We start from the raw sequence: 21,954 nt of genomic DNA, 5'->3' as shown, positions 1-21,954 counted from the left end.
ACCAAGTGGGAGACGAACCCCGGATGCGGAAGATACTCGTCGTCGGAGCCGGTCAGTCCGGGCTCCAGCTCGCCCTGGGCCTCCAGGCGCGCGGGTACGAGGTCACGCTGATGTCCAACCGGACGCCCGACGAGATACGCACCGGCCGGATCATGTCCACCCAGTGCATGTTCGACTCGGCCCTCCGCCACGAGCGCGACCTCGACCTCAACTTCTGGGAGTCCCAGGCCCCCCGGATCGAGGGCGTCGGAGTCTCCGTCGCCGGACCCGACGGCCGCCGCGAGATCGACTGGGTGGGCCGGCTCCACGGTTACGCCCAGGCCGTCGACCAGCGGGTGAAGATGGCGGGCTGGCTGGACACCTTCTCCCGGCGCGGCGGCCAGCTCGTCATCCACGGCGCCGCCGTCTCCGACCTCGACTACTTCTGGCGGATGTACGACCTCGTGGTCGTCACCGCGGGCAAGGGCGAGCTGGTGAACATGTTCCGCCGCGACGCCTCCCGCTCCCCGTACACGACGCCGCAGCGGGCGCTGGCCGCCGTCTACGTCCACGGTCTGGGCCCCCGTCCCGAGCACCCCGAGTTCGACGCGGCCCGCTGCAACCTCGTCCCCGGCGTCGGCGAACTCATCGTGCAGCCGGTCCTCACGACCTCCGGGCGGGCCGACGCGCTCTTCTGGCTGGGGCTGCCCGGCGGCCCGGCCGACGCGTTCGGTGAAGTCCGGGACGCCGAGGGGCACTTGGCGGTCACGCTGGAGCTGATGCGACGGTATGTGCCGTGGGAGTACGAGCGGGCCCGCCGGGTCGAGCCGACGGACCCCGGGGCCGCGCTCGTGGGGCGGTACACCCCGGTCGTACGGCACCCCGTGGCCGAGTTGCCCGGCGGAGGGCTCGCCCTCGGGGCCGGTGACGTGGTCGTGGCGAACGATCCGTTGACCGGGCAGGGGGCCAACACCGCCGCGAAGTGCGCGGCCGTGTATCTGTCCGCGATCGTCGAACACGGGGACAAGGAGTTCGACGAGGCGTGGATGGGGCGGACGTTCGAGCGGTTCTGGGAGACGGCGGGGCCGGTGACGAAGTGGACCAACACGATGTTGGCTCCGCCGGGTTCGCATGTTGTGTCGTTGCTCGGGGCGGCTGAGGGGCTGTCTGTTGTGGCGGATCGTTTTGCCAATGGGTTTGATGATCCGGGGGATTTTGAGGCGTACTTCTATGACTCCGGGGCGACTGCGGCCTGGATTTCTGAGGCTGTTGGGTCCTATGCGCCGTAGGGGGTGAGGGGGCGTTCGAGGCTGCGGGTTCGTCGTGGCTTGTCGCGCCCACGCGGCGGAGCCGCACATCGAAGCAGCCCCGCGCCCCTGACTTGGCTGGTCCCGAGGCCTGATTACAGGAGGTCCGGCGGGGTGTAGTTCTCCAAGGGCTTGGCTTCTGCGTCTGGGCGTACCGCTCCCAGGATGGGGTTGGCCGCCATGGGGGAGATCTTGACTTTTGTTCCTGGTCTGGGGGCCTGGATCACCTTGCCGTCGCCCACGTAGAGGGCGATGTGGGTGGCCTTCTTGAAGTAGACGATCAGGTCTCCGGGGCGGAGTTGGCTCAGGGGGACTCTGGGGAGGCGGGTCCACTGTTGTTGGCTGGTGCGGGGGATGGGGACGCCCGCCTTGGTCCAGGCGCGCGAGGTCAGGCCCGAGCAGTCGTATGACTTGGGGCCCTCGGCGCCCCACTCGTACGGTTTGCCGAGCTGGGCCATCGCGTAGCGTACGGCCGCGGCTCCGGCGCGGCTCGGGGGGCGGTCGGTGCTCAGGGCGCCCGAAGCGACCAGGCTCCGTTGGGCCTTGGCCGCCGTGTCCCGCTCCAGCTTCTCGATCCTGGCCAGTTGGCCGGCGGTGAGGGAGGCCAGCAGGCGTTCCACCTCGGTCAGACGGTCACGCACGGTGTCGCGGTCCCGTTTGCGGTGTTCGGTGAGGGTGAGTTGGCGGTCCAGGGCGGCACGGGCCCTGCGGGCCAGAGCGTTCGTCGCCTCCTCGGTGCCGGTCATCCGGGCCACCGTCTCGGCGCGTTCCCGGGCCACCTGGCCGATGAGACGGCCCTGCCGCAGGGCGGTGTGCGGGTCCCGGGCCAGGAGGAGACGTACGTACGGGGAGAGTTCGGTGGTGCTGTTCTGGTACTGCTGACGGGCCAGCCGGCCCGCGGCGCCCCGGCTGTCGAGGAGGGAGAGCCGGGCCTGAGCCAGCCGCTTGTCCAGCCTCGCGACCACCGTGCGCTGTTTCCTCAGCTTCTCCTCGGTGGCGTTGTACGCCTCGGTGGCCTCCTCGGTCTCGCGGTAGAGGCGTTGGAGGTCGGTGAGGAGGGCGGAGAGGGGGCGGGCGTCGGGGATGGGGGACGAGGGGGAGGGCGCGTCGGGGGGCGGTGCGATGCGTGCGGGGTCCGGATCGGGGGGCTGGGGCGCGGCGAGCGCGGTCGTGGGGGAGAGGAACACGGCGGTCGTCACCGTCGCCGTACAGACCAGGCGCAGCAGCCTTCCTGACATGTCATCACCTCCGGTGCGCGGGTGGGCCGTCCACCTCGCACCGGCAGCCTGGGAGGAGCGGGAGGCGGGCGCGCGCCGGGCGGTCCGTCCGGCACACCGGGGTCACTCGTCGGTGGGGCGCGGTTTCTCCGGCGGCGTGGCGGCTTGCCTCTTCGGGCCCGACCACGGCCACTTCGGGCGGCGGCTCGGGTCGGCGTCCGGGGCGTACTCGTACTTCCACAGCTGGTGCAGCGGCCCGCGCCGGCCCGCGTCGACCCTGCGGTACACCAGCACGGTCGGAGGGCCGCCGGCCGGGTCGGGCACGGGGACGCGGTACGTCTTCGGGGGGTGACCGGTGATGCCGAGCAGCACGGGCAGGACACGACCGTCCAGGGGGCCGCCCTCGAAGGGGGTGTCTTGGCTTTTCACCGGACCAGTGTCACAGCAGGGGGCCGGATCGGTGGCACGGCAGGCGTGGGCGGACCCGTGTCACAGCAGGTGGGCGGTGTCGCCGAGCACGGGCAGGGCGGCGCGGGCCAGACCGGCGACGGCGCCGTCGGGGGTCTCCAGGGCGAGGGCGCGTCGGACGACCTCGGCGGTCTGGGCGTCCCGGGCGGCGGTGGCGACCAGGCACGCCGCGAACTGCTCCACCAGCCAGTCGCGCAGCTCGGCGACGTCGGGCCGCTTGCCCTCGTCCAGCCAGATCAAGGACGCCGCCTCGACCGAGGTGATCCACATGCGGACGGTCATCCGGAGGCGGGGGCCCGGGTCCGTGACCTCCATGTGCCGCAGGATGTGCTCGGCGGCGGCCCGTCGTACGCCGTCCACGATGGCGGTCGCGCGGGACGTCTCCACCACGCTGCCGCCCTGGAGGAGTGCGCTGAAGCCGGCGTCGTGGCCGTCCACGAAGGTGAGGTAGCGGTCCAGGGCGCGGGAGAGGCGGCTGGTGAGGGAGCCCTGTGGGGGTTCGTCGAAGCAGTGCTCCAGCTCTTCGGCGGCCGAGCGGAGGGCAGCCTCGTAGAGCTGCTGTTTGCCGCCGGGGAAGTAGCGGTAGACGAGGGGCCGCGAGACCCCGGCGGCCTCCGCGACGTCGTCCAGCGAGACGTCCTCCGGGGCGTGGTGGGCGAACAGCTCCAGGGCCGCGTCCAGCAGCTGGCTGCGCCGCTCTTCGACGCTGAGCCGGCGGTAGGTGGGGGTTGGGGCGGCGGGGGTCATGTTTTTCAGCCTACGGGCTGGGACGGGGCGCCCAATAGCTCGGGGGGAGGGGGGTGGTTTGGCGGGTGCGGGTGGGTGGGGGTTGTTCGCGCAGTTCCCCGCGCCCCTGAAAAAGCGGGGGGCTGCGCCCCTGCTTTTTCAGCGAGCTCCGGCGGGCCCGAAGTTTCGGGCAACGGCCTCCCGGCGATGAAAAGCAGGGCGCAGCCCTTGCTTTTCAGGGGCGCGGGGAACTGCGCGACCAGCCACAAACCACCCGCAGTCGCCATCCAATCCCCATCCCCCCGAGCTATTAGGCGCCCCGGCGGCCCCCTACAGCAACCCCGACGACCGCCAAAGCCGTCGGCCGACACCTCGTAGGACCCCGATGTCATCCAGGAAATCCGTCAACCGCTTCGCACCGCCCCGCATCACCTCGCGGCGATGGCCGCTGGCGTGGACCTGGGTGAGGGCCTCCCGCTGGTCGAGGCCGACGTTCGTGTAGACCTCGGGGTTGATGAAGGCCACGGAGAAGACCCGGGCGAACTCACCGGAGGTGACCCGGGTGAACTCACGGGACCAGCGCGGCGCGGTCACCATCTGGCGGCGGAGTTCCTCGCGGGCGTAGCGGACGTGCCGGGCCTCCTCCACGACGTGGATGCGGGTGACCCCCCGGATCAGGGGCTGTACGCGCTCGTCGGGGAAGGCCAGCCGCTGCATCCAGTCGAGGATCTCCTCGCCGAGCAGCGTCGCCGTGAAGGAGCCGGGGGTGGTGGAGACCGTCTTGAAGACGCGGCCCAGGTTCTGGTGGAGACGGCTCACCGGGTAGTACGGCGTCCCGCCCTTGGCGATCAGCCGGGCGAACATCTTCGAGTGCCGGCACTCGTCCTCGATCTCGGTGAGCGCGTACCGCACATGCGCGCTGGTCGCGGCCCGGTCGTAGATGTGCCGTACGAGCAGCTGGATCAGGATGATCTCGAACCAGATGCCGAGCGAGGCCAGCGCCGCCGCCTCGTGCTGGGAGAGGGCGATCCGCTGCTCCTCGGGCATCCGCCGCCACAGCGGTGTCCCGTACAGCGACACCAGTTCCGGCGGCCAGAACCACTTCCCCTCCTCGAAGGGGGCGTCCCAGTCCAACTCCTTGTCCGGGTCGAAGGAGTGCTTCGCGGAGGACACGAGCAGCCGCTCGGCCACCCGCTCCCGGTCCTTGAGCAGCCCGAGCGCGTCACGCAGCACCTCCGTCTCGGAGATCTCGGAGTTCTTGGACGTCGAGGTCACCGTCGTCATGGTTCTTCTTTTCTGCTGGGGGTCCGGGGGTTATCCCCCGGGAAAACGCAGCACCGGCGGTCACCGGTTATGAGACTACTTGTCAGCAAGCCCGTCAATCCCCTGGGTGTGTGCCCTTGGGAGCTGGTTCGCCGGTTCGCCGGGTTCGGCCGCGCGGGCGGGGCGGCCGGTCAGCCGAGCGCGTCGGCCAATGGCTCGCCCGCCACAACCGGCTCCGCCTCGGCCTCCGTCACCGGCTCCGTCTCCGTCACCGGCTCCGCCGGGCCCGGTGGGAACGACGTCCGCAGGGTGAAGGCGTACGGGGCCGGGCCGTGGGCCCGTAGGTGCAGGAGGCGTTCCTCCGCCTCGGCGACCGTGGGGCGGTGGCCCGCGGGGACCCACCACAACGCGGTGACCGCCTCGGCCAACCGCTCGAACCACTCCCGTCTACGGGACAGCAACTCCCGGTGCTGCCCCTGGTACATGAAGGCCGTGAGGGCGTTGGTGTCCCGCCACACCGACATGTTGATGATCAGCCAGTCGTCGCCGAGGACGGGGATGTCGGTGGCGTTGCCGGACTCGCTCTGCAGACGCCAGACGAAGCCGTCGGCGGCGTCGGCCACCGCGTTCACCGGGTCGAGGGCGTCCACGAAGTCCTTCAACAGGGGTGAGTCCAGCGGGGCCTTGAGCCGGGAGATGTTGACCTGGGCGAGTTCGTAGGGGAGTTCGGGGGCCTGTTCGTCCGTGGCGGGATTCATGTACCGAACGATAGGTCGGGCGGGGCGGGAGGGGCACGGGGTATCTCACCTGGTGGTCATGGACTACGGGACATGGCCCCTGAGCACCGCCTCCATCACCTCCCGTGCGATCGGTGCCGCGTCGCCGCCCCCGCTGATGTCGCCCCGGGGGGCCTCGGTGTCCTCCACCACCACCGCCACGGCCACCTCCGGCTCCAGCGCCTCGGCCGACTGGGCCCAGCCGATGAACCAGGCGTAGGGGGTGCCGGAGTTGCCGATGCCGTGTTGGGCGGTGCCCGTCTTGCCGCCGACGGTGGTGCGGGGGATGGCGGCGTTGGTGCCGGTGCCGTGCTCCACGACGCCCCGCATCAGATCGCGGAGCAGCCGGGCGGTGCCGGGGGTCATGGCCCGGCGGAGGGTGCGGGGGCCGCCCGTGGAGACGGTGCGGCCGGAGGCGGTCGTGGTGCGCTCCACCAGGTAGGGGGATCTGATCGTGCCGCCGTTCGCCACCGCCGCCGTGACCACCGCCATCTGCAGCGGGGTCGCCCTGGTGTCGAACTGGCCGATCGAGGAGAGCGCCAGCTGGGCCGGGTCCATCCGCGCGTCGAAGGTGCTGGGGGCCACCGAGAAGGGGATGCGCGGGGTCGAGTCGTTGAAGCCGAAGGCGCGGGCCGTGTCCGTCATCCCGTCGAGGCCCACCCGTACGCCCAGCTTGGCGAAGACCGTGTTGCAGGACCATTCGAACGCGCGCCGCAGCGAGGCGTTCTCGCAGCCCTCCACCGCGTTGGCCAGGGAGGTCGTGGTGCCCGGCAGGGTGTACGGGTCGGGGGAGCGGGTCGGGGCGTCGAGATCGTCGATCAGCCCGGCGTCCAGCGCGGCGGCGGTCGTCACCACCTTGAACGTCGACCCCGGCGGATACGTCTGCCGCACCGCCCGGTTGAGCATCGGCTTGTCCTCGTCCCCGTTCAGCCGCGTCCACGCCTCCGTCACCGACGGCCCGTTGCCCGACAGCACCCCGGGGTCGTACGACGGGCGCGAGACCAGAGCGAGGACGCGCCCCGTGGACGGTTCGAGCGCCGCGACCGCGCCCCGGCGTGCGCCGAGGCCCCGATAGGCGGCGCGCTGGGCGGCGGCGTCGATGGTGGTGACGACCTCGCCGCCGGGGTTGCGGTCACGGGTGAGGTCGTTCCAGAGGGGAAGGAAGGCGAGGGCGGAGTCGCTGCCGTCGAGCACCGGGTCCGCCGCGTGCTCCAGGAACGTCGACCCGTACTTCTGCGAGGCGAAGCCCGTGACCGGCGCGTACAACGGGCCGTCCGTGTACGTGCGTTCGTAGCGCAGCTGCTCCCCGGTGTCCTTCGAGCCGGTGACCGGCCGGCCGCCGACCAGGATGTTCCCGCGCGGCTGGCCCCAACGGGCGATCGCCGGGCGGCGGTTGGCGGAGCTGTCGTCGTACGTACGGGACTGGAACAGCTGCACGCGGGTCGCGTTGACGAGGAGCGCGACCAGCAGCACGGCGCACAGCGCGGCGGCCCGGCGGATGTACGTGGTCACGCGCCCCTCCCGAGCCCCGTGCCGCTCCCGGCGCTGGGACCGGCGGCGGGACCGGCCTCCACCCGGCCGCCCCCGTCCCCGTACGTCTCGTACTGCCGCCGCGCCGAATCGCTCAGCCGCATCAGCAGGGCCACGATGATCCAGTTGGTGACGACCGAGGAGCCGCCCTGGGCGAGGAAGGGCATGGCCATGCCGGTGAGGGGGATCAGGCCGGTGACACCGCCGGCGATCACGAAGACCTGGAGGGCGATGATCGAGGCGAGGCCGATGGCGAGGAGGCGTCCGAAGGGGTCGCGCAGGGCAAGCCCGGTGCGGTAGCCGCGCTCCACCAGCAGGGCGTAGAGCAGGAAGAGCGCGGCGAGACCGGCGAGGCCCAGCTCCTCCCCGGCCGTGGCGAGGATGAAGTCCGACTTGGCGGCGAAGCCGATGAGGATGGAGTGGCCGAGGCCCAGCCCGGTGCCGAGCAGCCCCCCGGCGGCGAAGGCGAAGAGGGACTGGGCGAGTTGGCCCGGCCCCTGCCCCGCCTCGATGGACGCGAACGGATGCAGCCAGTCCTCGACCCGGCTGTGCACATGCGGCTCCAGCCAGCCGACGGCCACCGCGCCCACGCAGGCCAGCAGCAGCCCCACCGCGATCCAGCCGGTCCGGCCGGTGGCCACGTACAGCAGGATCACGAACAGCCCGAAGAACAACAGCGAGGTCCCCAGGTCCCGTTCCAGGACCAGCACCCCGACGCTCAGCAGCCAGATGGTGACGATCGGGCCGAGGACGCGCCCGGTGGGCAGTTGGAGGCGCTTGAACCGCCAGATCTGGCGCCCGGCGTACGCCAGCGCGTTGCGGTTGGCCGCGAGATAGCTGGCGAAGAACACAGCGAGCAGCACCTTGGCGAACTCGCCCGGCTGGAGCGAGAACCCGGCGATCCGCACCCAGATCCGGGCCCCGTTGACGGGCGGGAAGAGAATCGGCAGCGCCAGCAGCCCCAGCGCCCCCGCCCCCGACACATACGCGTACCGCTGGAGCACCCGGTGGTCCCGCAGCAGCACGACCACGACGATGGACAGCGCCACCCCGAGCGTCGACCAGTTCAGCTGGGTGGGCGCCGCCGGATCACCCGGGGTCTCCAGGTCCAGCCGGTGGATCAGGACCAGACCGAGCCCGTTCAGCAGCACGGCGATCGGCAGCAGCAGCGGATCGGCGTACGGCGCCCGCAGCCGCACCGCGAGATGGGCCACCAGCGCGAGCACGCCGAGCCCGGCGCCGTAGTGGGCGGCGCCGGGCGGGACGGTGCCGTGCTTCGCCAGGCCGACGGCACAGTAGCCGTACACGGAGAGCAGGACGGCCACGACGACGAGGGTCAACTCGACGCCTCTGCGCCTGAGCAGGCGGCGTACGGCGGGTGGGGACGGGTCCGAGGGAGCCGCCGCCAGGGTCGTTCCGACCTCGGTGTTCATGTCCGGAACTTACCCAAATAGGATGTCTTGTGGGTCTTCTCGCTCAGCTCAGCACCAGCGTGGCGTCGTCTCGGCCACGATGTAGCGCGCCGCTCCCCAGGCCCAGGTGCCGTTGGTGAGCAGATACCAGTTCCGGTCGCCGTCGATGTTCTGGCCCGGCGTCCGGCAGAAGATCCGGACGATCTCGCCCTGACGCGCGACCCGGATCACGGCACCGCCCCGGTTGGGGGCGCTGCGCAGGATCAGACCGGATCGGGCGATGACCTGCCCCTTCACGATCTGGTTCTGCCGGCCTGGATCGTTCCGGAAGTCGTCGTCGTTGGCGAGGGCGGGCGTGGTGGCGGCGAGAGCCAAGAGCGCACCACCGGCAGCGGCTATACCGAACCGCGTGAGCAGAATCCGCAGGGACATAGGGTGCTCCTCCATAAAAGGGGGCGAAGCTGACTATTCGCCACGCTAGGAGGAGGTTGTGGGCTACGCCCGTTGCGGTGGGCCATAGGAGGGGCGCCTCATGGCTCGGGGGTTCGGGTGCGTTGGCGGGTGCGGGTGGTTCGTGGTTGCTCGCGCAGTTCCCCGCGCCCCTTAAAAGCATGGGCCTGCGGCCCTAAAAGCATGGCCCTGCGGGCCGAAAAGCACACGGGGCGTGGGCCGATGAAAAGCGGGGCGCAGCCCCTGCTTTTCAGGGGCGCGGGGAACTGCGCGACCAGCCCCCACTCACCGGCAGTCGCAACACAGCCAATGCACCCCCCTCGGGAGCGTTCCCAAATTCCAACCGCGCCCCCAAAACCTCCGCCTGACCCACAGCGATGGTCAACCCCAACCCATGCCCCTTGGCGGAGCCCTCCGTTCGGAACCTCTGCGGCCCCCCGGCCACCAGATACTCCGGATACCCACCCCCGTGGTCCCGCACGGTCACCACCGCCCCCTCCACGGTCAGCACCACCGGCGGCGCCCCATGCTTGTGGGCGTTGGCGACCAGGTTCCCCAACACCCGCTCCAGCCGCCGCCGGTCCGTCTCCACATACGCGTCCTCGACGACCCGCACCTCCGTCCCGGCGGCCCCACCCCCCGCCGCCGACCCCAGGAACGCGGCGACGCGACGCGCCACCGTCCCCAGCCACACCTCCTCCAACTCCACGCGCTCGCTTCCCGCGTCGAGCCGGGAGATCTCCAGCAGATCCTCGGTCAGCGTCCGCAACGCCGAGACCCGGTCCCGCACCATCTCCGTCGGCCGCCCCGAGGGCAGCAACTCCGCCGCCGCGTGCAAGCCGGTGAGCGGAGTCCGCAGTTCATGCGCGACATCCGCGGTGAACCGCTGCTCACTCAGCAGCTTCCGCTGCAGCGTGGACGCCATCGTGTCGAGCGCGGCGGCCACGGCGGCCACCTCGTCGCCGTACCGGGAGGGGTCCGTCGTACGGGGGTCGTCGACGCGCGCGTCGAGGTCGCCCGCGCTGATCCGCCGGGCCACCTGCGCGGTCGTCCGCAGCCGTCGGGTCACCCCGGTGACGGCGATCGCCCCGACCGCCAGGGTCACCCCGATCGCCAGCGCGGAGGAGCCGAGGATGGCCCGGTCCAGCCCCTCGATCGTGGACGCGCTCTGCGCGTAGTCGACCTGGACGGCGATCGCCCGGTCGCCGTCGGCGGGGGCGGCGGCCCACATCGTGGGGTTCCCGTCGACGTCGGCGACCATCGTGCCCCGCTCCCCGCTCTCCGCCAGCTCCCGCAACGCCCGCGGCAGCCCCGGCGGATCGAGCCCGGCGTCGGGTGCCAGCCGGCTGCCCTCCTCGTACGCCCGTACGGCCTCGTCGAGCCGGGAGAGGGCGCGGGAGCGGGCGTCGTGGACGGTCTGGTTGGTGACGGAGACATGGACGAGCGCGCCGAGCAGCGCGGCGAGACCGCAGCACATGACCGTGATGAAGGCCAGCGCCTTCCAGGTGAGCGAGGCGGCCCACCGCCGCAGCGCGGCCCGTTTCGAGGGGAGTCTCACCACTGGGTCACCTCGGGCCGCTGGACGAGGACGAGGGGGAGGCCGATGGTGACGGTGACGGCGGGGCCGACGGGGAGGGTGATGCCGATGGTGACGGCGAGGCGCTGACGCGCAGGATCTCGTCGCGGGTGAGGAGCATGGCCAGCTGGTCCTCGTCCCAGGTCCACTGCGTGCGGTACTCGTAGCCGACGATTCCGGCGGGGGAGCGGATGATGACCGTACGGCCGGCCAGTTCGACGGCGATCACCGCGTCGTCGCTGGAGAGCACCTGCACCAGCCGGTCCTCCTGGAAGGTGTACATCCGGACCGCGGTCTGGTTGCCGGGCAGTAGCCGGAAGCCGAGCACCATGTCGTCACGGCCGTCACCGGTGAGGTCCCGGTAGTACGCCTTGAGCACCGGGCACTCGGCGCGGTCGCCGCCCGGGTCGCACTCGGCCATACGGCGCGCGGTCCCCGGATACAGGGACTCCGAGCCCTCGTACACGCTCGGATAGGCGGCGATCTCGGTGCGTACGACCGCCACCGGGTCCACCTTGTGGATGTCGTCGCCGGGCGCCTTGATGCCCTTGACGACCTCCGTCTCGGCCTCGCCGTAGTCGTACGCCGGGGAGGAGGCGGCCGGCTGGTCGGGCCACAGCCGGGTCGGGCCGCTCGCCGTGGGGGTCGCGCCCGCGCTCACCGGGCCGCCGGAGTCACCGCACCCCGCCAGCGGCAGCCCGACGGCCACGGCGAGCAGAACGCCGACGACCGCGCGCACGAGGCGGCTGGGCACCACGGGACTCCTGAGGACAGGGCGGGGCGGGTGTGAACGCGTACACCCTATTCGGGGGGAATTCCCTTTTGCGGCTCGGGAGGGTCGGCACGCGGCCCGCCCGGTGGTCGGGGTCCTACTCGGAGAGTTCCGCCAGGTCCTCCAGGAGGCGGACCGTGGGCAGGCCCGTGTGGAGGTAGTCCACGAAGAGTTCGTTGTGGAGGGCCCAGGGGGAGCGGCGGGTGCGGATGAGCCCGATGGCCTCCTCGGGGGAGTGGCCGTCGCGCACGAGGGCGTGGGCCACGACCAGCCCCGAGCGGTTGTACCCGGAGCAGCAGCGGACGAGGACCTTCCGGCCGTCCTCCAGCGCGTCGCACGCCGCCTCGGCCAGCCGCATCACACCCGCCACCTGCGTACCGTCCAGCGGCCCGTCAGGGATAGGCCACACATGGTGTTCGACGCCGACGTCCGGCCCGTACCCGGGCAGCCGCAGCAGGGTCAGGACGAGGTCGAACTCATCGCGTACGACGGCGAGTTCGATCTCCCCGCCGCCGGTCCTCCCCCGGTAGGCGTGCCCTCCCATCCACAGACCGGGCACGATTTCGCTCCATGCCTCGGCCGGAGCCGGAACATCGGGTTGCTCCCTGCGCGTCCGCAACGGCGGCCTCCCCAAGCCCCTCAGGACGGGTCGTCCCCTCAAAGGTAACGGGCTTCTTGCCGATGGAGCACCCCAACTGTTCCCATGGTCGGGGGTGATGGTGCATGAGCGGACTGCGCGTCATACCGACCTGGCGACACGGACAGGAACGCCTGTACGTGTGCGAGACCGACGGACGGAACGTCGCCTGGTACGACAGGGAGGCGGGCCGGGTGAACCTGCTGAGCGAGGAGCGGCGGGACGACGTTCTCACCGCCCTGCGCCCCTTTCTCACCGGCCCCGTCACCGTGGGCCCGCCGCCCGTGCCGACCGCCGCCGAACTGGCCCGGCTGAGCCTCCACCCCGACGACGACCTCGCCCCCAACCGCCCCGGCGAGGCACTTCTCGTCGCCCTCGACCGCGACCCCGGGCCGCAGCGCCGCCTCCGCCCGGACCCGCGCCGGCGTGCGCTGGCCGCCGAGCAGATCGTGGGGGAGGCGCTCGACGCGTGGGAGGGCGCGGGCTGGCGCACCCTGCACTCCGTGCCGCTGCCGGGCGGGGACCGCATCCACCACTTGGTGATCGGCCCCGGCGGCCTGTACTGCGTACGGTCCCTCTACGCCCGACGGCAGCGCGTCGCCGTCTCCGACCCCATGGTCACCGTCGGCCGTCATGAGCCGCGTCCCCTTCTGCGCCGGCTGCGCGCCGACGCCGACCGGGCCTCGTACGCCCTGACCGCCGAGGTCCGTCCCGTCCTCGTGCTCACCGAGCCGGGGGATGTACGGGTGACCGTGCCGCCGAGGGAGGGCCGGGTGCTGCGGGAGGCGGACCTGCCGGAACTGGCCCGCGCGGGTGGGGTGCTGAAGACGGCGGACGTGGAGTCGCTGTACGCGGTGGCGAGGGACCGGCATACGTGGGCGCGGGTGTAGGGCGCCGGTCCATGGGGGGCTTTAGGAGGGTGGCCTCAGGGGAGCGGGTGGGAGCCGTCCGGGTCCAGGAGGGGGGCCATGAGGTCGTCGTAGTCCTGGAGGCGGGGGGCGATGTCGGGGGCGCGGAAGGTGAGGTGGGCAGGTGAGGCGCACTGTTCGACCTCGTCCCAGGTGACCGGGGCGGAGACCGTGGGTTCGGGGCGGGCCCGGAGGGTGTAGGGCGTGGCCGTGGTCTTGCGGGCGGCGTTCTGGCTCCAGTCGACGAAGACCTTGCCGGGGCGGAGGCTGCGCGTCATCCGGTGGACGACTCGGCGGGGCAGGGCCTCTTCCGCCTCGACGGCGAGCGCCTTGGCGTACTCGGTCACCCGTTCGGAGGAGGCGTCCCTTACGGCCGCCAGCAGATGCAGTCCCTTGGAGCCGGAGGTCTTGGCGTACGCCTCGATGCCGTCCGCCGCGAGCCGTTCCCGCAGCCAGAGGGCGACCTCGCAGCACTCCACGATGGTCGCGGGGGTCCCCGGGTCCAGGTCGAAGACCAGCCGGTCGGCCTCCTCGGGGGAGTGCGCGGTCCACTGCGGGGTGTGGAACTCGGCGACCAGGTTCGAGGCCCACATCAGGCTCGCCAGGTCCTGCACCAGCACCATCCGGGAGGGGCCCTCCATCCGGCGTACCTCGGCGGTCGCGACCCAGTCGGGGGTGCCGGGCGGCACGTTCTTGGTGAAGAAGACCTGGCCGTCGGGGCCGTCCGGGTAGCGCAGGAAGGACACCGGCCGGTCGCGCAGATGCGGCAGCAGGGCGTTCGCGGTCGTGGCGTAGTAGTGCAGCAGCTCGCCCTTGGTGAAGCCGGTCGCCGGGTGGAGCACCTTCTCCAGATTCGACAGGGCGACCCTGTGGCCCTCGACCTCCGTGATCGGCGTCATGGGACGAGAATGGCACGAAGTGGTGCAAATCGTCCGGGAAAGGTGTGCTGCTTGTGCGATCCATATGGAACGGTGCCATTTCCTTCGGTCTGGTCAGCATCCCGATCAAGTTGGTGAACGCGACCGAGAGCCACTCCGTGTCCTTCCGCCAGATCCATCTGGAGGACGGCGGGCGCATCCGCTACCGCAAGGTGTGCGAGCTGGAGGAGCGCGAGGTGACACAGGGGGAGATCGGGAAGGCGTACGAGGACGCCGACGGCACGATGATCCCGATCACGGACGACGATCTCGCCGCGTTGCCGATCCCCACGGCCAAGACGATCGAGATCGAGGGGTTCGTGCCGGCCGAGCGGGTGGACCCGCTCCAGATGGACGCCGCGTACTACCTCGCGGCGAACGGGGTCCCGGCGGCCAAGCCGTACACCCTGCTGAGGGAGGCGTTGAAGCGCAGCGGGAAGGTCGCCATCTGCAAGTTCGCGCTGCGGGGGAGGGAGCGGCTGGGGATGCTCCGGGTGGTGGACGATGTCCTCGCCATGCACGGGCTGCTGTGGCCGGACGAGATCCGGGAGCCCGAGGGGGTCGCGCCGGACACCGGTGTCACCGTCCGCGACAAGGAACTGGACCTCGCGGACGCCCTCATGGACACGCTGGGCGAGGTCGACCTCGAAGCCCTCCACGACGACTACCGGGAGGCGGTGGAGGAACTGATCGCGGCGAAGGCCTCCGGCGAGGAGCCGCCGTCCGCGCCCGCCCCGGCGGCCGGGGGCAAGGTGCTGGATCTGATGGCGGCGCTGGAGAAGAGCGTGAAGGACGCCAAGGAATCCCGGGGCGAGGAGACCGCCGAGGTGACCGCCATGCCGTCGTCCCGCTCCACCCCCAAGCAGCCGTCCGGCAAGAAGTCCACGGCGACGAAGAAGGCCACGGCCCCGTCGGCCGCCTCCGCGAAGAAGTCGACGGCGCGATCGGCGGAGAAGGCGACGGGGAGATCGACGGAGAAGGCGACGGAGAAGAAGACGGCCGCGAAGAAGTCGACGGCGAAGAAGAGCACCGCGAAGAAGTCCACGGCCAAGAAGTCCACGCCCCGCAAACGTACGGCGTGACCACGACCCGGCCCTACGACGACCGGCCGGTTCAGCGATGGGCCGCGGCCGACTGGTGCCGCGGCGGACGACCGGGTGGGGCGGGCGACCGGGTGGGGAGGGGCTGGTCGTGCGGCGAGGCGCCGTTTTCGCCGGGCGAGTGTCTTCGTGGTGGGCGGACGAGGAGGAGTGGGGGTGCGTCGGCCGTGTGGCGATCGGTCGGTGTCACGGTGGTGGTCGGCGGTGTCGAACCGAGCGCGGGATGGCGGGCGGGGCTCACCGCGTTCGGCGGAGAGTCAGTACCGCGTTGTGGCCGCCGAAGCCGAAGGAGTTGTTCAGGGCGAGGTCGCCGTGGGTGGGGAGGGGGCGGGGGGTTCGGGTGACGAGGTCGATGTTCAGGGGGGTGTCGGGGGTGGCGCAGCCGAGCGTGGGTGGGATCAGACGGTGGTGGAGGGTGAGGGCCGTGGCGATCGCCTCCACCGCGCCCGCCGCTCCCTGGAGGTGGCCCAGTGCGCCCTTCAACGCGGTCACCGGCACCCGGCGGCCCAGTACCGTGGCGAGCGCGTTCGCCTCGGCGGCGTCACCGTCGACCGTGGCGGTGGCATGCGCGTTGACGTGCACGACATCGGCCGGGGAGCCGTCGGCGTCCTTGAGTGCCCGGCGCAGCGCCAGCGCCACCCCCGCGCCGGACGGATCGGGCGCAGCCATGTGATGGGCGTCGGCGGACAGCCCCCACCCGGCGGCCTCGCAGTACACCCGGGCGCCCCGCGCCCGCGCGTGCTCCTCCGCCTCCAGCAGCAGGAACCCCGCGCCCTCGCCGTTCACGAAGCCGTCCCGGTCCTTGGCGAAGGGGCGGGACGGGCTCTCCCCGGTGCTGTTCAGCTCGTGCCGGGACAGGGCCCGCATCGCGGCGAAGGACGCCATGATCGCCGGCGTGACGACCGCTTCGGCGCCGCCCGCGAGCGCCACGTCGATCCGGCCGTACCGGATGCGGTCGACGGCCTGGCCGATCGCCTCGGTGCCTGAGGCGCACGCGCTGGTGACGGTACGGGCCTCGCCGGTGATCCCGAGGTCGAGGGAGATCTGCGAGGCGGCTTGCGAGGGCACGCACATCGGGGTGGTGAGCGGGGAGACGGCCCGGGGCCCCCGGTCGCGCAACTGCCGGTCGCCGGCCACCAGGACGGAGGCGTCGCCCAGGATGGTTCCGGCGGACACCCCGACCCGCTCGGGGGCCAGTCCGCTCTCGGCGGCAGGGCCTGAGGGGGCGAGGCCGGCGTCCCGCCATGCCTCGCGGGCGGCCAGGACGGCGAAGCGGGCGGCGCGGTTCATACGCCGGGCACGGGGGCGGGGGAGGAGGTCGGTGAGATCACCGGGCACCGTTCCGGCGACCCGTACGGGTAACTCCGCGAACTCCTCCCCGTCCAGCTCCCGTATCCCGCACCGGCCGTCGAGCAGCCCCTGCCACAGCGCACTCACCCCGACGCCGAGCGGTGTCACCGCGCCGAGCCCCGTGACGACCACCCGCCGCCCCGCCGTGTACGAGTACGAGTCCGAGTCCGACTCCGCGTGCGACATGAACCAGCCCCCTGCCCCGCCCGGCGCACCGGCCACGTCCGACTCCGCCGGCTCGCAGAGATGGTTTCCCGTTCAACAGCCCTGGTACGCCTGTGGGGCGGGTGCGCTCTCGCGGGGGGCGCACCACGTGGGGCGCGGTGGCTCCGAGACGGAGCCGAGACATGCTCCGGCTTCAGGTGTCTGCGGCGGCCTCACAGCACCTTCGCGCGTACCAACGCCGAGAGCACCAGCGTTCCCGGCAGGAGGGGGAGCCAGACGGTCAGGAGGCGGTAGCCGATGACTGTCGTGGTGGCGAGGGCGGCGGGGGCGCCGAAGGCGACCAGGGTGAAGACGAGGGCCGCGTCCATGGGGCCGAGGCCGCCCGGCGCGGGCACCGCCCCGGCGGCGGTACTGGCGACCAGATACGTGAAGACCATCTGGACCCAGGACAGCGGCAGACCGAGGGAGGAGCCGACCGAGGCGAGGACGGCGCCCTGGCACAGCGGGAAGGCCGCGGCCCCGCCCCACAGGGCGATCACGCGGACGGGGCGGCTGTGCACCAGCCGGGTGTCGGTGAGCGCGGTGCGCAGTCCGCCGATCAGGGGCTGCCGCAGCGGTCGTACGGTCGTGATCAGCGTGACCAGGGCGGCCAGGCTGACGCCGGTGATCGCGCCGACCAGGGCGAGGGTGTCGCCCTTCGGGAGCAGTTCGGTGAGGCGGAGGGTGCCCGGGAAGGCGATCAGGAAGGCGAGGATCACCAGGGTCTTGGCGACCGGTTTGACCGCCGAGTACAGGGCGAGCGAGGTGGTGCAGCGGGCCAGGGGGATGCCCCGTGCGCGCAGGAAGCGCAGGACGACGGCGTGGGCGCCGATGTTGCCCGGCAGCGCGTGGCCCGCGGCACCGGCCGCGAACTGGGTGGCCAGCAACTGCCCCGGCGGCAGCCGCTCGGGCACCGCGCCCTGCCGGATGAACGCACAGGACACCGAGCACAGGGCGGTGAACACGACCCCGGCCAGCAGCCACAGGGGGTCGGCCGAGGCCAGGTGGAGGGCCCCCTCGTGGACGGTGCGCCAGTCGACCGCCGCCCACACACCGAGGAACGCCAAGGGCAACAGGCTGATGGCGAGGCGTATCCGACGGGCGTTGGCGGGGGAGGGGGCCGGGAGGAGCCGCCGCACGGGGGCGGGGAGCAGCCGCCGAAGCCCACCGGCGACTTGGGTACAGGTCTGGTCGGTCTGGGGATGGGCACAGGTCTGGTCGGCCCGGGGATGGGCATAGGTCCGCTCGGCCGGGGGATTGGCGTGGGTCTGCTCGGTCTGCGGACCGGCACAGGTTTGCTCGGCCCGAGGATCTGCCTGGGTCTGCTCGGCCCGGCGACCGGCACTGGCGTCCTCGGACTGCGGTGCGGTGCCTGGGCCTGTTCGCTCGGGCCGTGGGTCGGCGCTGAGGCTCTCGGGGTGTGCCTCGGTGGGAAGCGGGAGCCGGGGTGGGGTGTGGAGGCGCTTGGTCTCCGGCTCGGGGGTGGGCATGGTGTGCCGCCCCGCCGCGGCCGCGGGCTGTGGGCCGGTGTGGGGCTGGGGCTGTCGGGGGATGGCGGGGAGCGGGGACCGCTGCTCCTCGGCCGTCGATCGGCTCCGTCGGCCGGCGGCCTCGGCCGTGGGCCGGGTCCACCGGCCGGAAGCGAGGCGGAGCCGGGCTCGGCGGCGCGCCGGAGCGGTCTCAGGGGTGGCAGGGGTCGTCTCAGGGACCGTGGGGGTCGTCTCAGGGACGGTGGGAGCGGTGGGCCGCGAGGGGGGCGGCGCGTCGAGCGGGAGCGGGAACAAGGGGCACGTCGTCCTTCCGCGTCGCGCCGGTACGGCGGGGGACCGCACCGGCGGAGGCAGGGCGAGACAAGAACGAGGGGGACGACAGGACCGTTCCCGCTCGACGTGACGCGCAAGTGTGGCGGAACCGAATTCCCCCCGCCGCCGGGGCCACCGTCAGGCGCACACGCAGGTACTTTGTACTCCCCAGTACGCTTCTGCGGCTCATGTTGTGATTCGAGTCACGCAAGGTCTACGGTGGATAGCGCTTGGCAGATGGCCCCGGGGGCGGGCCGAGCGGCGGTGCGCGACGGGGCGATCTCCAGGTGAGGGAAGTGATCCCGTTGTCCGTCGCCTGGGACGACATCGGCGGTCTCGTCGATGCCCATGAGCGTTTTCTCGCCGGTGCGCGGGTCGACTCCGACGTCCGGGACCCGGTACTCGACTCCTGGAAGCGGTGCCGTTCCGCAGGCCTCGAACCGCATCGGCTGCTGATCCCCTACGCCCCCGACCTCGCGATGGACGACCCCTTCCTGCGCGCGGCCGACCCGGTGCTGGACCGGCTCACCGCCGCCCTCGCCCACGTCAGCATGACCATCGTGCTCTGCGACGCACAGGCCCGGATGGTCCAGCGGCACGGCGGCGACCGACGGCTTCTGGCCCGTCTCGACGAGGTGAACTTCGCCCCCGGCTTCTGCGCCTCCGAGGCCGCCGCCGGCACCAACGGCGTCGGCACCGCCCTCGCCGAGCGCCAGCCCGTCTTCGTCCTCGGCCGTGAGCACTTCGCCGACTGCCTCTCCCCGTTCGCCTGTGCCGGGGCGCCCGTACGCAATCCGCTGAGCGGCCGGATCGAGGCCGTACTGGATCTCACGTGTCTGCGGGACGACGGTGACCCCGGGATGGTGCGGCTGGTGCGGGAGGCCGCGCACGACATCGAGGCGGGGCTGCTGGAACAGGCCACGGAACGGGAGCGGGCGCTGCTCGCCGCGTACCGCAGGGCCGCCGCGTACGACCCGACGCGTACCGCCGGGACCGCCGCCGGTGTCTGGCCGCGCCAGCCCGTGGACCCGTCCGCCGCGCGCGGCGGGCCTCCCGGCGACGGTTCCACCCTCGGCCGCGTCGACCTCGCCGTCCTGCGGGAGAAGGCCGAGGAACTCATCGCCTCCCCGCACCGCACCCTCGACGAGGTCGCCCTCTCCGGCGGCCGCACCGCCACCCTCCTCCGCCGCCCGGTGATGACGGCCACGGGGGAGACGGGAGTGGTCGTCGAGGCCCGCGTCCTGGGCGGCCCGCACCTACGCCACACGGAACTGACGGGCACGACGACGCCGGGCTCGGCGGTGCCGAGTACGACGACGGCGAGCATGACGTTGCCGGGCACCGGGCAGCCCACGGGGCCGGGGGCCGCGACCGGCCGGACGGTGGGTTCGGTGACCGGGCGGACGGCGGGGCGGGTCGCGGGGACGCCGAGTGGGACATCGGCCGGGACACCGAGTAGGACATCGGGCGGGCCGCCGGACGGAGCGCGGCCGGGGACGCCTGGGGCGGTGCCCTCCACGTCGGCCGTGCCGCCCGCCGCGCCCATCTCGTCCGAGGGGCTCCCCACCACGGAGCGGCCCCCCACACCGCTGCGGCAACCCTCCACCACCACCCCTCACCGACCCTCCACCACCCAGCAGCCGCCCACGACCCAACCCCAACCCCCCACCCAGCCCGTCCCCTCCCCCGCTGTGCTGCTTCAGACCGTCGTGCCCCCCGCGCCCGTGGACGCCCCATACGTCCCCTCCGCGCCACCCCCGCCGGGGCGGACCACCCCGTACGGGCCCGGCGGTGCCCCGCCCCCCGGCTCCGACTCCGCTGCCGATGGATGGCTGCTGCTGGTCGGGGAGCCCGGGGTCGGGCGGTTGGCCGTGTTGGCGCGACGGCGGCTGGAGTTGTTGCACGACGCCGGTGTGCGGGTCGGGACGACGCTGGACGTGACGCGTACGGCCGAGGAGCTGGCCGAGGTGACCGTGCCCCGGTTCGCGGACTTCGCGGCGGTGGATCTGCCGGACTGTGTGCTGAGGGGGGACGAGCCGGAGCGGTTCGGCGTCGGGATGTCGCTGCGGCGGGTGGCGTTGGGTGCCGTGCACGAGGAGTCGCATCTCTACGAGGTCGGCGACCCCGTCGAGTACGTGCCGACCACCCCCCAGGCCCGCAGCCTGGAGACCGGACGCCCCGTCCTCGAACCCGTCCTCGCCGAGGCCGGCGGCTGGCTCGCCCAGGACCCCTCCCGGCTGGAACAGACCCTCGCCGCCGGTATCCACTCCCTGATCACGCTCCCGCTCAGGGCCCGCGGCACCACCCTCGGCTGTGTCAGCTTCTACCGCTCCGAACAGCCCGCCCCCTTCGAGGACGACGACCTCTCCCTCGCCCAGGAACTCGTCGGCCGGGCCGCCATCTGCATCGACAACGCCCGCCGCTACACCCGCGAACACAACACCGCCCTCGCCCTGCAGCGCAGCCTCCTGCCCCGGGGCCGCCCCGAACAGAGCGCGGTCGAGGTCGCCTACCGCTATCTGCCGGCGCAGGCGGGGGTCGGCGGCGACTGGTTCGATGTGATCCCGCTGTCCGGGGCCCGGGTCGCCCTGGTCGTCGGCGATGTCGTCGGGCACGGACTGCACGCCGCCGCCACCATGGGCCGACTGCGTACCGCCGTCCACAACTTCTGCTCCCTCGACCTGCCCCCGGACGACCTCCTCACCCACCTCGACGACCTGGTCGGCCGACTCGACCGCGGCGAGGGCTGGGCCGTGGAGAACACCCACCAGGACACCGGCATCGTCGGCGCGACCTGCCTCTACGCCGTGTACGACCCGGTGTCCCGGCGCTGCACCCTCACCCGCGCCGGGCACCCGCTGCCCGCGATCGTGGCGCCCGACGGGACCGTGGACTTCGTCGACCTGCCCTCGGGGCCGCCGCTCGGGCTCGGCGGCATGCCCTTCGAGACGGTCGAACTGGAGCTGGCCGAGGGCAGCCAACTCGTGCTGTACACCGATGGGTTGATCGAGGACCGGCACCGCGACATCGACACCGGGCTCGACCTGCTCCGTACCGTCCTCGCCCGCACCGACCGCGCACCCGAGGAGACCTGCGAGGCCGTTCTCGACGCGCTGCTGCCCGCCCGGCCCGCCGACGACGTGGCCCTGCTGGTCGCCCGCACCCATGTGATCGGGTCCGACCGGGTCGCCCAGTGGGACCTCGCGAGCGATCCCGCCGTGGTCTCCCGTGCCCGGGTCGCGGTCACCGAGAAGCTGGCCGAGTGGGGTCTGCACGACCTCGCCTTCACCACCGAACTCGTCGCCAGCGAACTCGTCACCAACGCCATCCGCCACGCCACCGGCCCCCTCCAACTCCGACTGCTGCGCGACCGCGCCCTGATCTGCGAGGTCTTCGACGGCAGCGGTACCTCACCGAGGCTGCGCAGGGCCCGGAGCGAGGACGAGGGAGGCCGGGGCCTGTTCCTCGTCGCCCAGCTCACCGAACGGTGGGGCACGCGCTACACCCCGGACGGCAAGACCATCTGGACCGAGCAGCCGCTTCCCTGACACCGGTGACTA

17 protein-coding genes and 1 pseudogene are annotated in these 21,954 nt (G+C 72.4%); 4 read left to right on the top strand and 14 right to left on the bottom strand.

What is annotated here, in order from left to right; all coding sequences use genetic code 11:
- Positions 1 to 23 precede the first annotated feature (23 nt).
- Positions 24 to 1,268 carry a styrene monooxygenase/indole monooxygenase family protein gene (locus ACWD4G_RS32245; RefSeq protein WP_451299704.1) on the top strand — a complete coding sequence of 415 codons (1,245 nt, stop codon included), beginning with the start codon at positions 24 to 26 and terminating at the stop codon, positions 1,266 to 1,268.
- Between the two features lie 113 nt (positions 1,269 to 1,381).
- Here the strand turns inward: ACWD4G_RS32245 and ACWD4G_RS32240 are convergent, their stop codons facing one another.
- From ACWD4G_RS32240 to ACWD4G_RS32190, 11 genes are all read right to left on the bottom strand, one after another.
- Positions 1,382 to 2,524, bottom strand: a complete 1,143-nt coding sequence (locus tag ACWD4G_RS32240) for an NlpC/P60 family protein (RefSeq protein WP_451299702.1) — start codon at positions 2,522 to 2,524, stop codon at positions 1,382 to 1,384.
- A gap of 102 nt (positions 2,525 to 2,626) precedes the next feature.
- Complete coding sequence (locus ACWD4G_RS32235) at positions 2,627 to 2,932, bottom strand: hypothetical protein (RefSeq protein ID WP_451299700.1); 306 nt, start codon at positions 2,930 to 2,932, stop codon at positions 2,627 to 2,629.
- A 60-nt stretch (positions 2,933 to 2,992) separates the two neighbouring features.
- Complete coding sequence (locus ACWD4G_RS32230) at positions 2,993 to 3,718, bottom strand: TetR/AcrR family transcriptional regulator (RefSeq protein WP_451299698.1); 726 nt, start codon at positions 3,716 to 3,718, stop codon at positions 2,993 to 2,995.
- Positions 3,719 to 4,027: 309 nt separating this feature from the next.
- Complete coding sequence (locus ACWD4G_RS32225) at positions 4,028 to 4,981, bottom strand: AurF N-oxygenase family protein (RefSeq protein ID WP_451299696.1); 954 nt, start codon at positions 4,979 to 4,981, stop codon at positions 4,028 to 4,030.
- Positions 4,982 to 5,151: 170 nt separating this feature from the next.
- Positions 5,152 to 5,718 carry a DUF3291 domain-containing protein gene (locus ACWD4G_RS32220; RefSeq protein WP_451299694.1) on the bottom strand — a complete coding sequence of 189 codons (567 nt, stop codon included), beginning with the start codon at positions 5,716 to 5,718 and terminating at the stop codon, positions 5,152 to 5,154.
- 63 nt (positions 5,719 to 5,781) lie between these two features.
- Entirely contained in the window at positions 5,782 to 7,248 is a 1,467-nt protein-coding gene (locus ACWD4G_RS32215; protein WP_451299692.1) for a peptidoglycan D,D-transpeptidase FtsI family protein, read from the bottom strand.
- A complete protein-coding gene (locus ACWD4G_RS32210) occupies positions 7,245 to 8,699 on the bottom strand; it encodes an FtsW/RodA/SpoVE family cell cycle protein (protein ID WP_451299690.1) in 1,455 nt (484 codons plus the stop codon). The genes ACWD4G_RS32215 and ACWD4G_RS32210 overlap by 4 nt, the downstream gene beginning before the upstream one ends.
- Positions 8,700 to 8,747: 48 nt before the next feature.
- Positions 8,748 to 9,110, bottom strand: a complete 363-nt coding sequence (locus ACWD4G_RS32205) for an SH3 domain-containing protein (protein ID WP_451299688.1) — start codon at positions 9,108 to 9,110, stop codon at positions 8,748 to 8,750.
- Between the two features lie 268 nt (positions 9,111 to 9,378).
- Positions 9,379 to 10,686, bottom strand: coding sequence for an ATP-binding protein (locus ACWD4G_RS32200; RefSeq protein ID WP_451299686.1), 1,308 nt, complete (start codon positions 10,684 to 10,686; stop codon positions 9,379 to 9,381).
- A 7-nt stretch (positions 10,687 to 10,693) separates the two neighbouring features.
- Positions 10,694 to 11,461 (bottom strand): hypothetical protein, encoded by a 768-nt coding sequence (locus ACWD4G_RS32195; RefSeq protein WP_451299684.1) that lies wholly within the window; start codon positions 11,459 to 11,461, stop codon positions 10,694 to 10,696.
- Between the two features lie 112 nt (positions 11,462 to 11,573).
- Positions 11,574 to 12,095: a protein-tyrosine phosphatase family protein gene (locus tag ACWD4G_RS32190; RefSeq protein ID WP_451299682.1), complete on the bottom strand. Its 522-nt coding sequence runs from the start codon at positions 12,093 to 12,095 to the stop codon at positions 11,574 to 11,576.
- A 104-nt stretch (positions 12,096 to 12,199) separates the two neighbouring features.
- On the opposite strand from ACWD4G_RS32190, the gene ACWD4G_RS32185 reads away from it, so the two are divergent.
- Positions 12,200 to 13,003 carry a nuclease-related domain-containing protein gene (locus ACWD4G_RS32185; protein ID WP_451299680.1) on the top strand — a complete coding sequence of 268 codons (804 nt, stop codon included), beginning with the start codon at positions 12,200 to 12,202 and terminating at the stop codon, positions 13,001 to 13,003.
- A gap of 35 nt (positions 13,004 to 13,038) precedes the next feature.
- On the opposite strand, the gene ligD is transcribed toward ACWD4G_RS32185, so the two are convergent.
- Positions 13,039 to 13,920, bottom strand: a complete 882-nt coding sequence (gene ligD, locus ACWD4G_RS32180) for a non-homologous end-joining DNA ligase (RefSeq protein WP_451299678.1) — start codon at positions 13,918 to 13,920, stop codon at positions 13,039 to 13,041.
- Positions 13,921 to 13,973: 53 nt separating this feature from the next.
- Here ligD and ku point away from each other — a divergent pair, with 53 nt between their 5' ends.
- Positions 13,974 to 15,020 (top strand): non-homologous end joining protein Ku, encoded by a 1,047-nt coding sequence (gene ku / locus ACWD4G_RS32175; protein ID WP_451299676.1) that lies wholly within the window; start codon positions 13,974 to 13,976, stop codon positions 15,018 to 15,020.
- Between the two features lie 255 nt (positions 15,021 to 15,275).
- Here the strand turns inward: ku and ACWD4G_RS32170 are convergent.
- A pseudogene (locus ACWD4G_RS32170) lies at positions 15,276 to 16,529 on the bottom strand (beta-ketoacyl-[acyl-carrier-protein] synthase family protein); the annotation flags it as partial.
- 236 nt (positions 16,530 to 16,765) lie between these two features.
- Complete coding sequence (locus ACWD4G_RS32165; RefSeq protein WP_451299674.1) at positions 16,766 to 18,082, bottom strand: lysylphosphatidylglycerol synthase transmembrane domain-containing protein; 1,317 nt, start codon at positions 18,080 to 18,082, stop codon at positions 16,766 to 16,768.
- A gap of 608 nt (positions 18,083 to 18,690) precedes the next feature.
- Here ACWD4G_RS32165 and ACWD4G_RS32160 point away from each other — a divergent pair.
- Positions 18,691 to 21,942, top strand: coding sequence for a SpoIIE family protein phosphatase (locus tag ACWD4G_RS32160; protein ID WP_451299672.1), 3,252 nt, complete (start codon positions 18,691 to 18,693; stop codon positions 21,940 to 21,942).
- The last annotated feature ends 12 nt before the right edge of the window (positions 21,943 to 21,954 follow it).

The organism is Streptomyces sp. NPDC002643 (assembly GCF_053592555.1).
The sequence above is the reverse complement of the archived record's forward strand: the minus strand, read 5'-3'. Positions and strand labels throughout refer to the sequence as shown.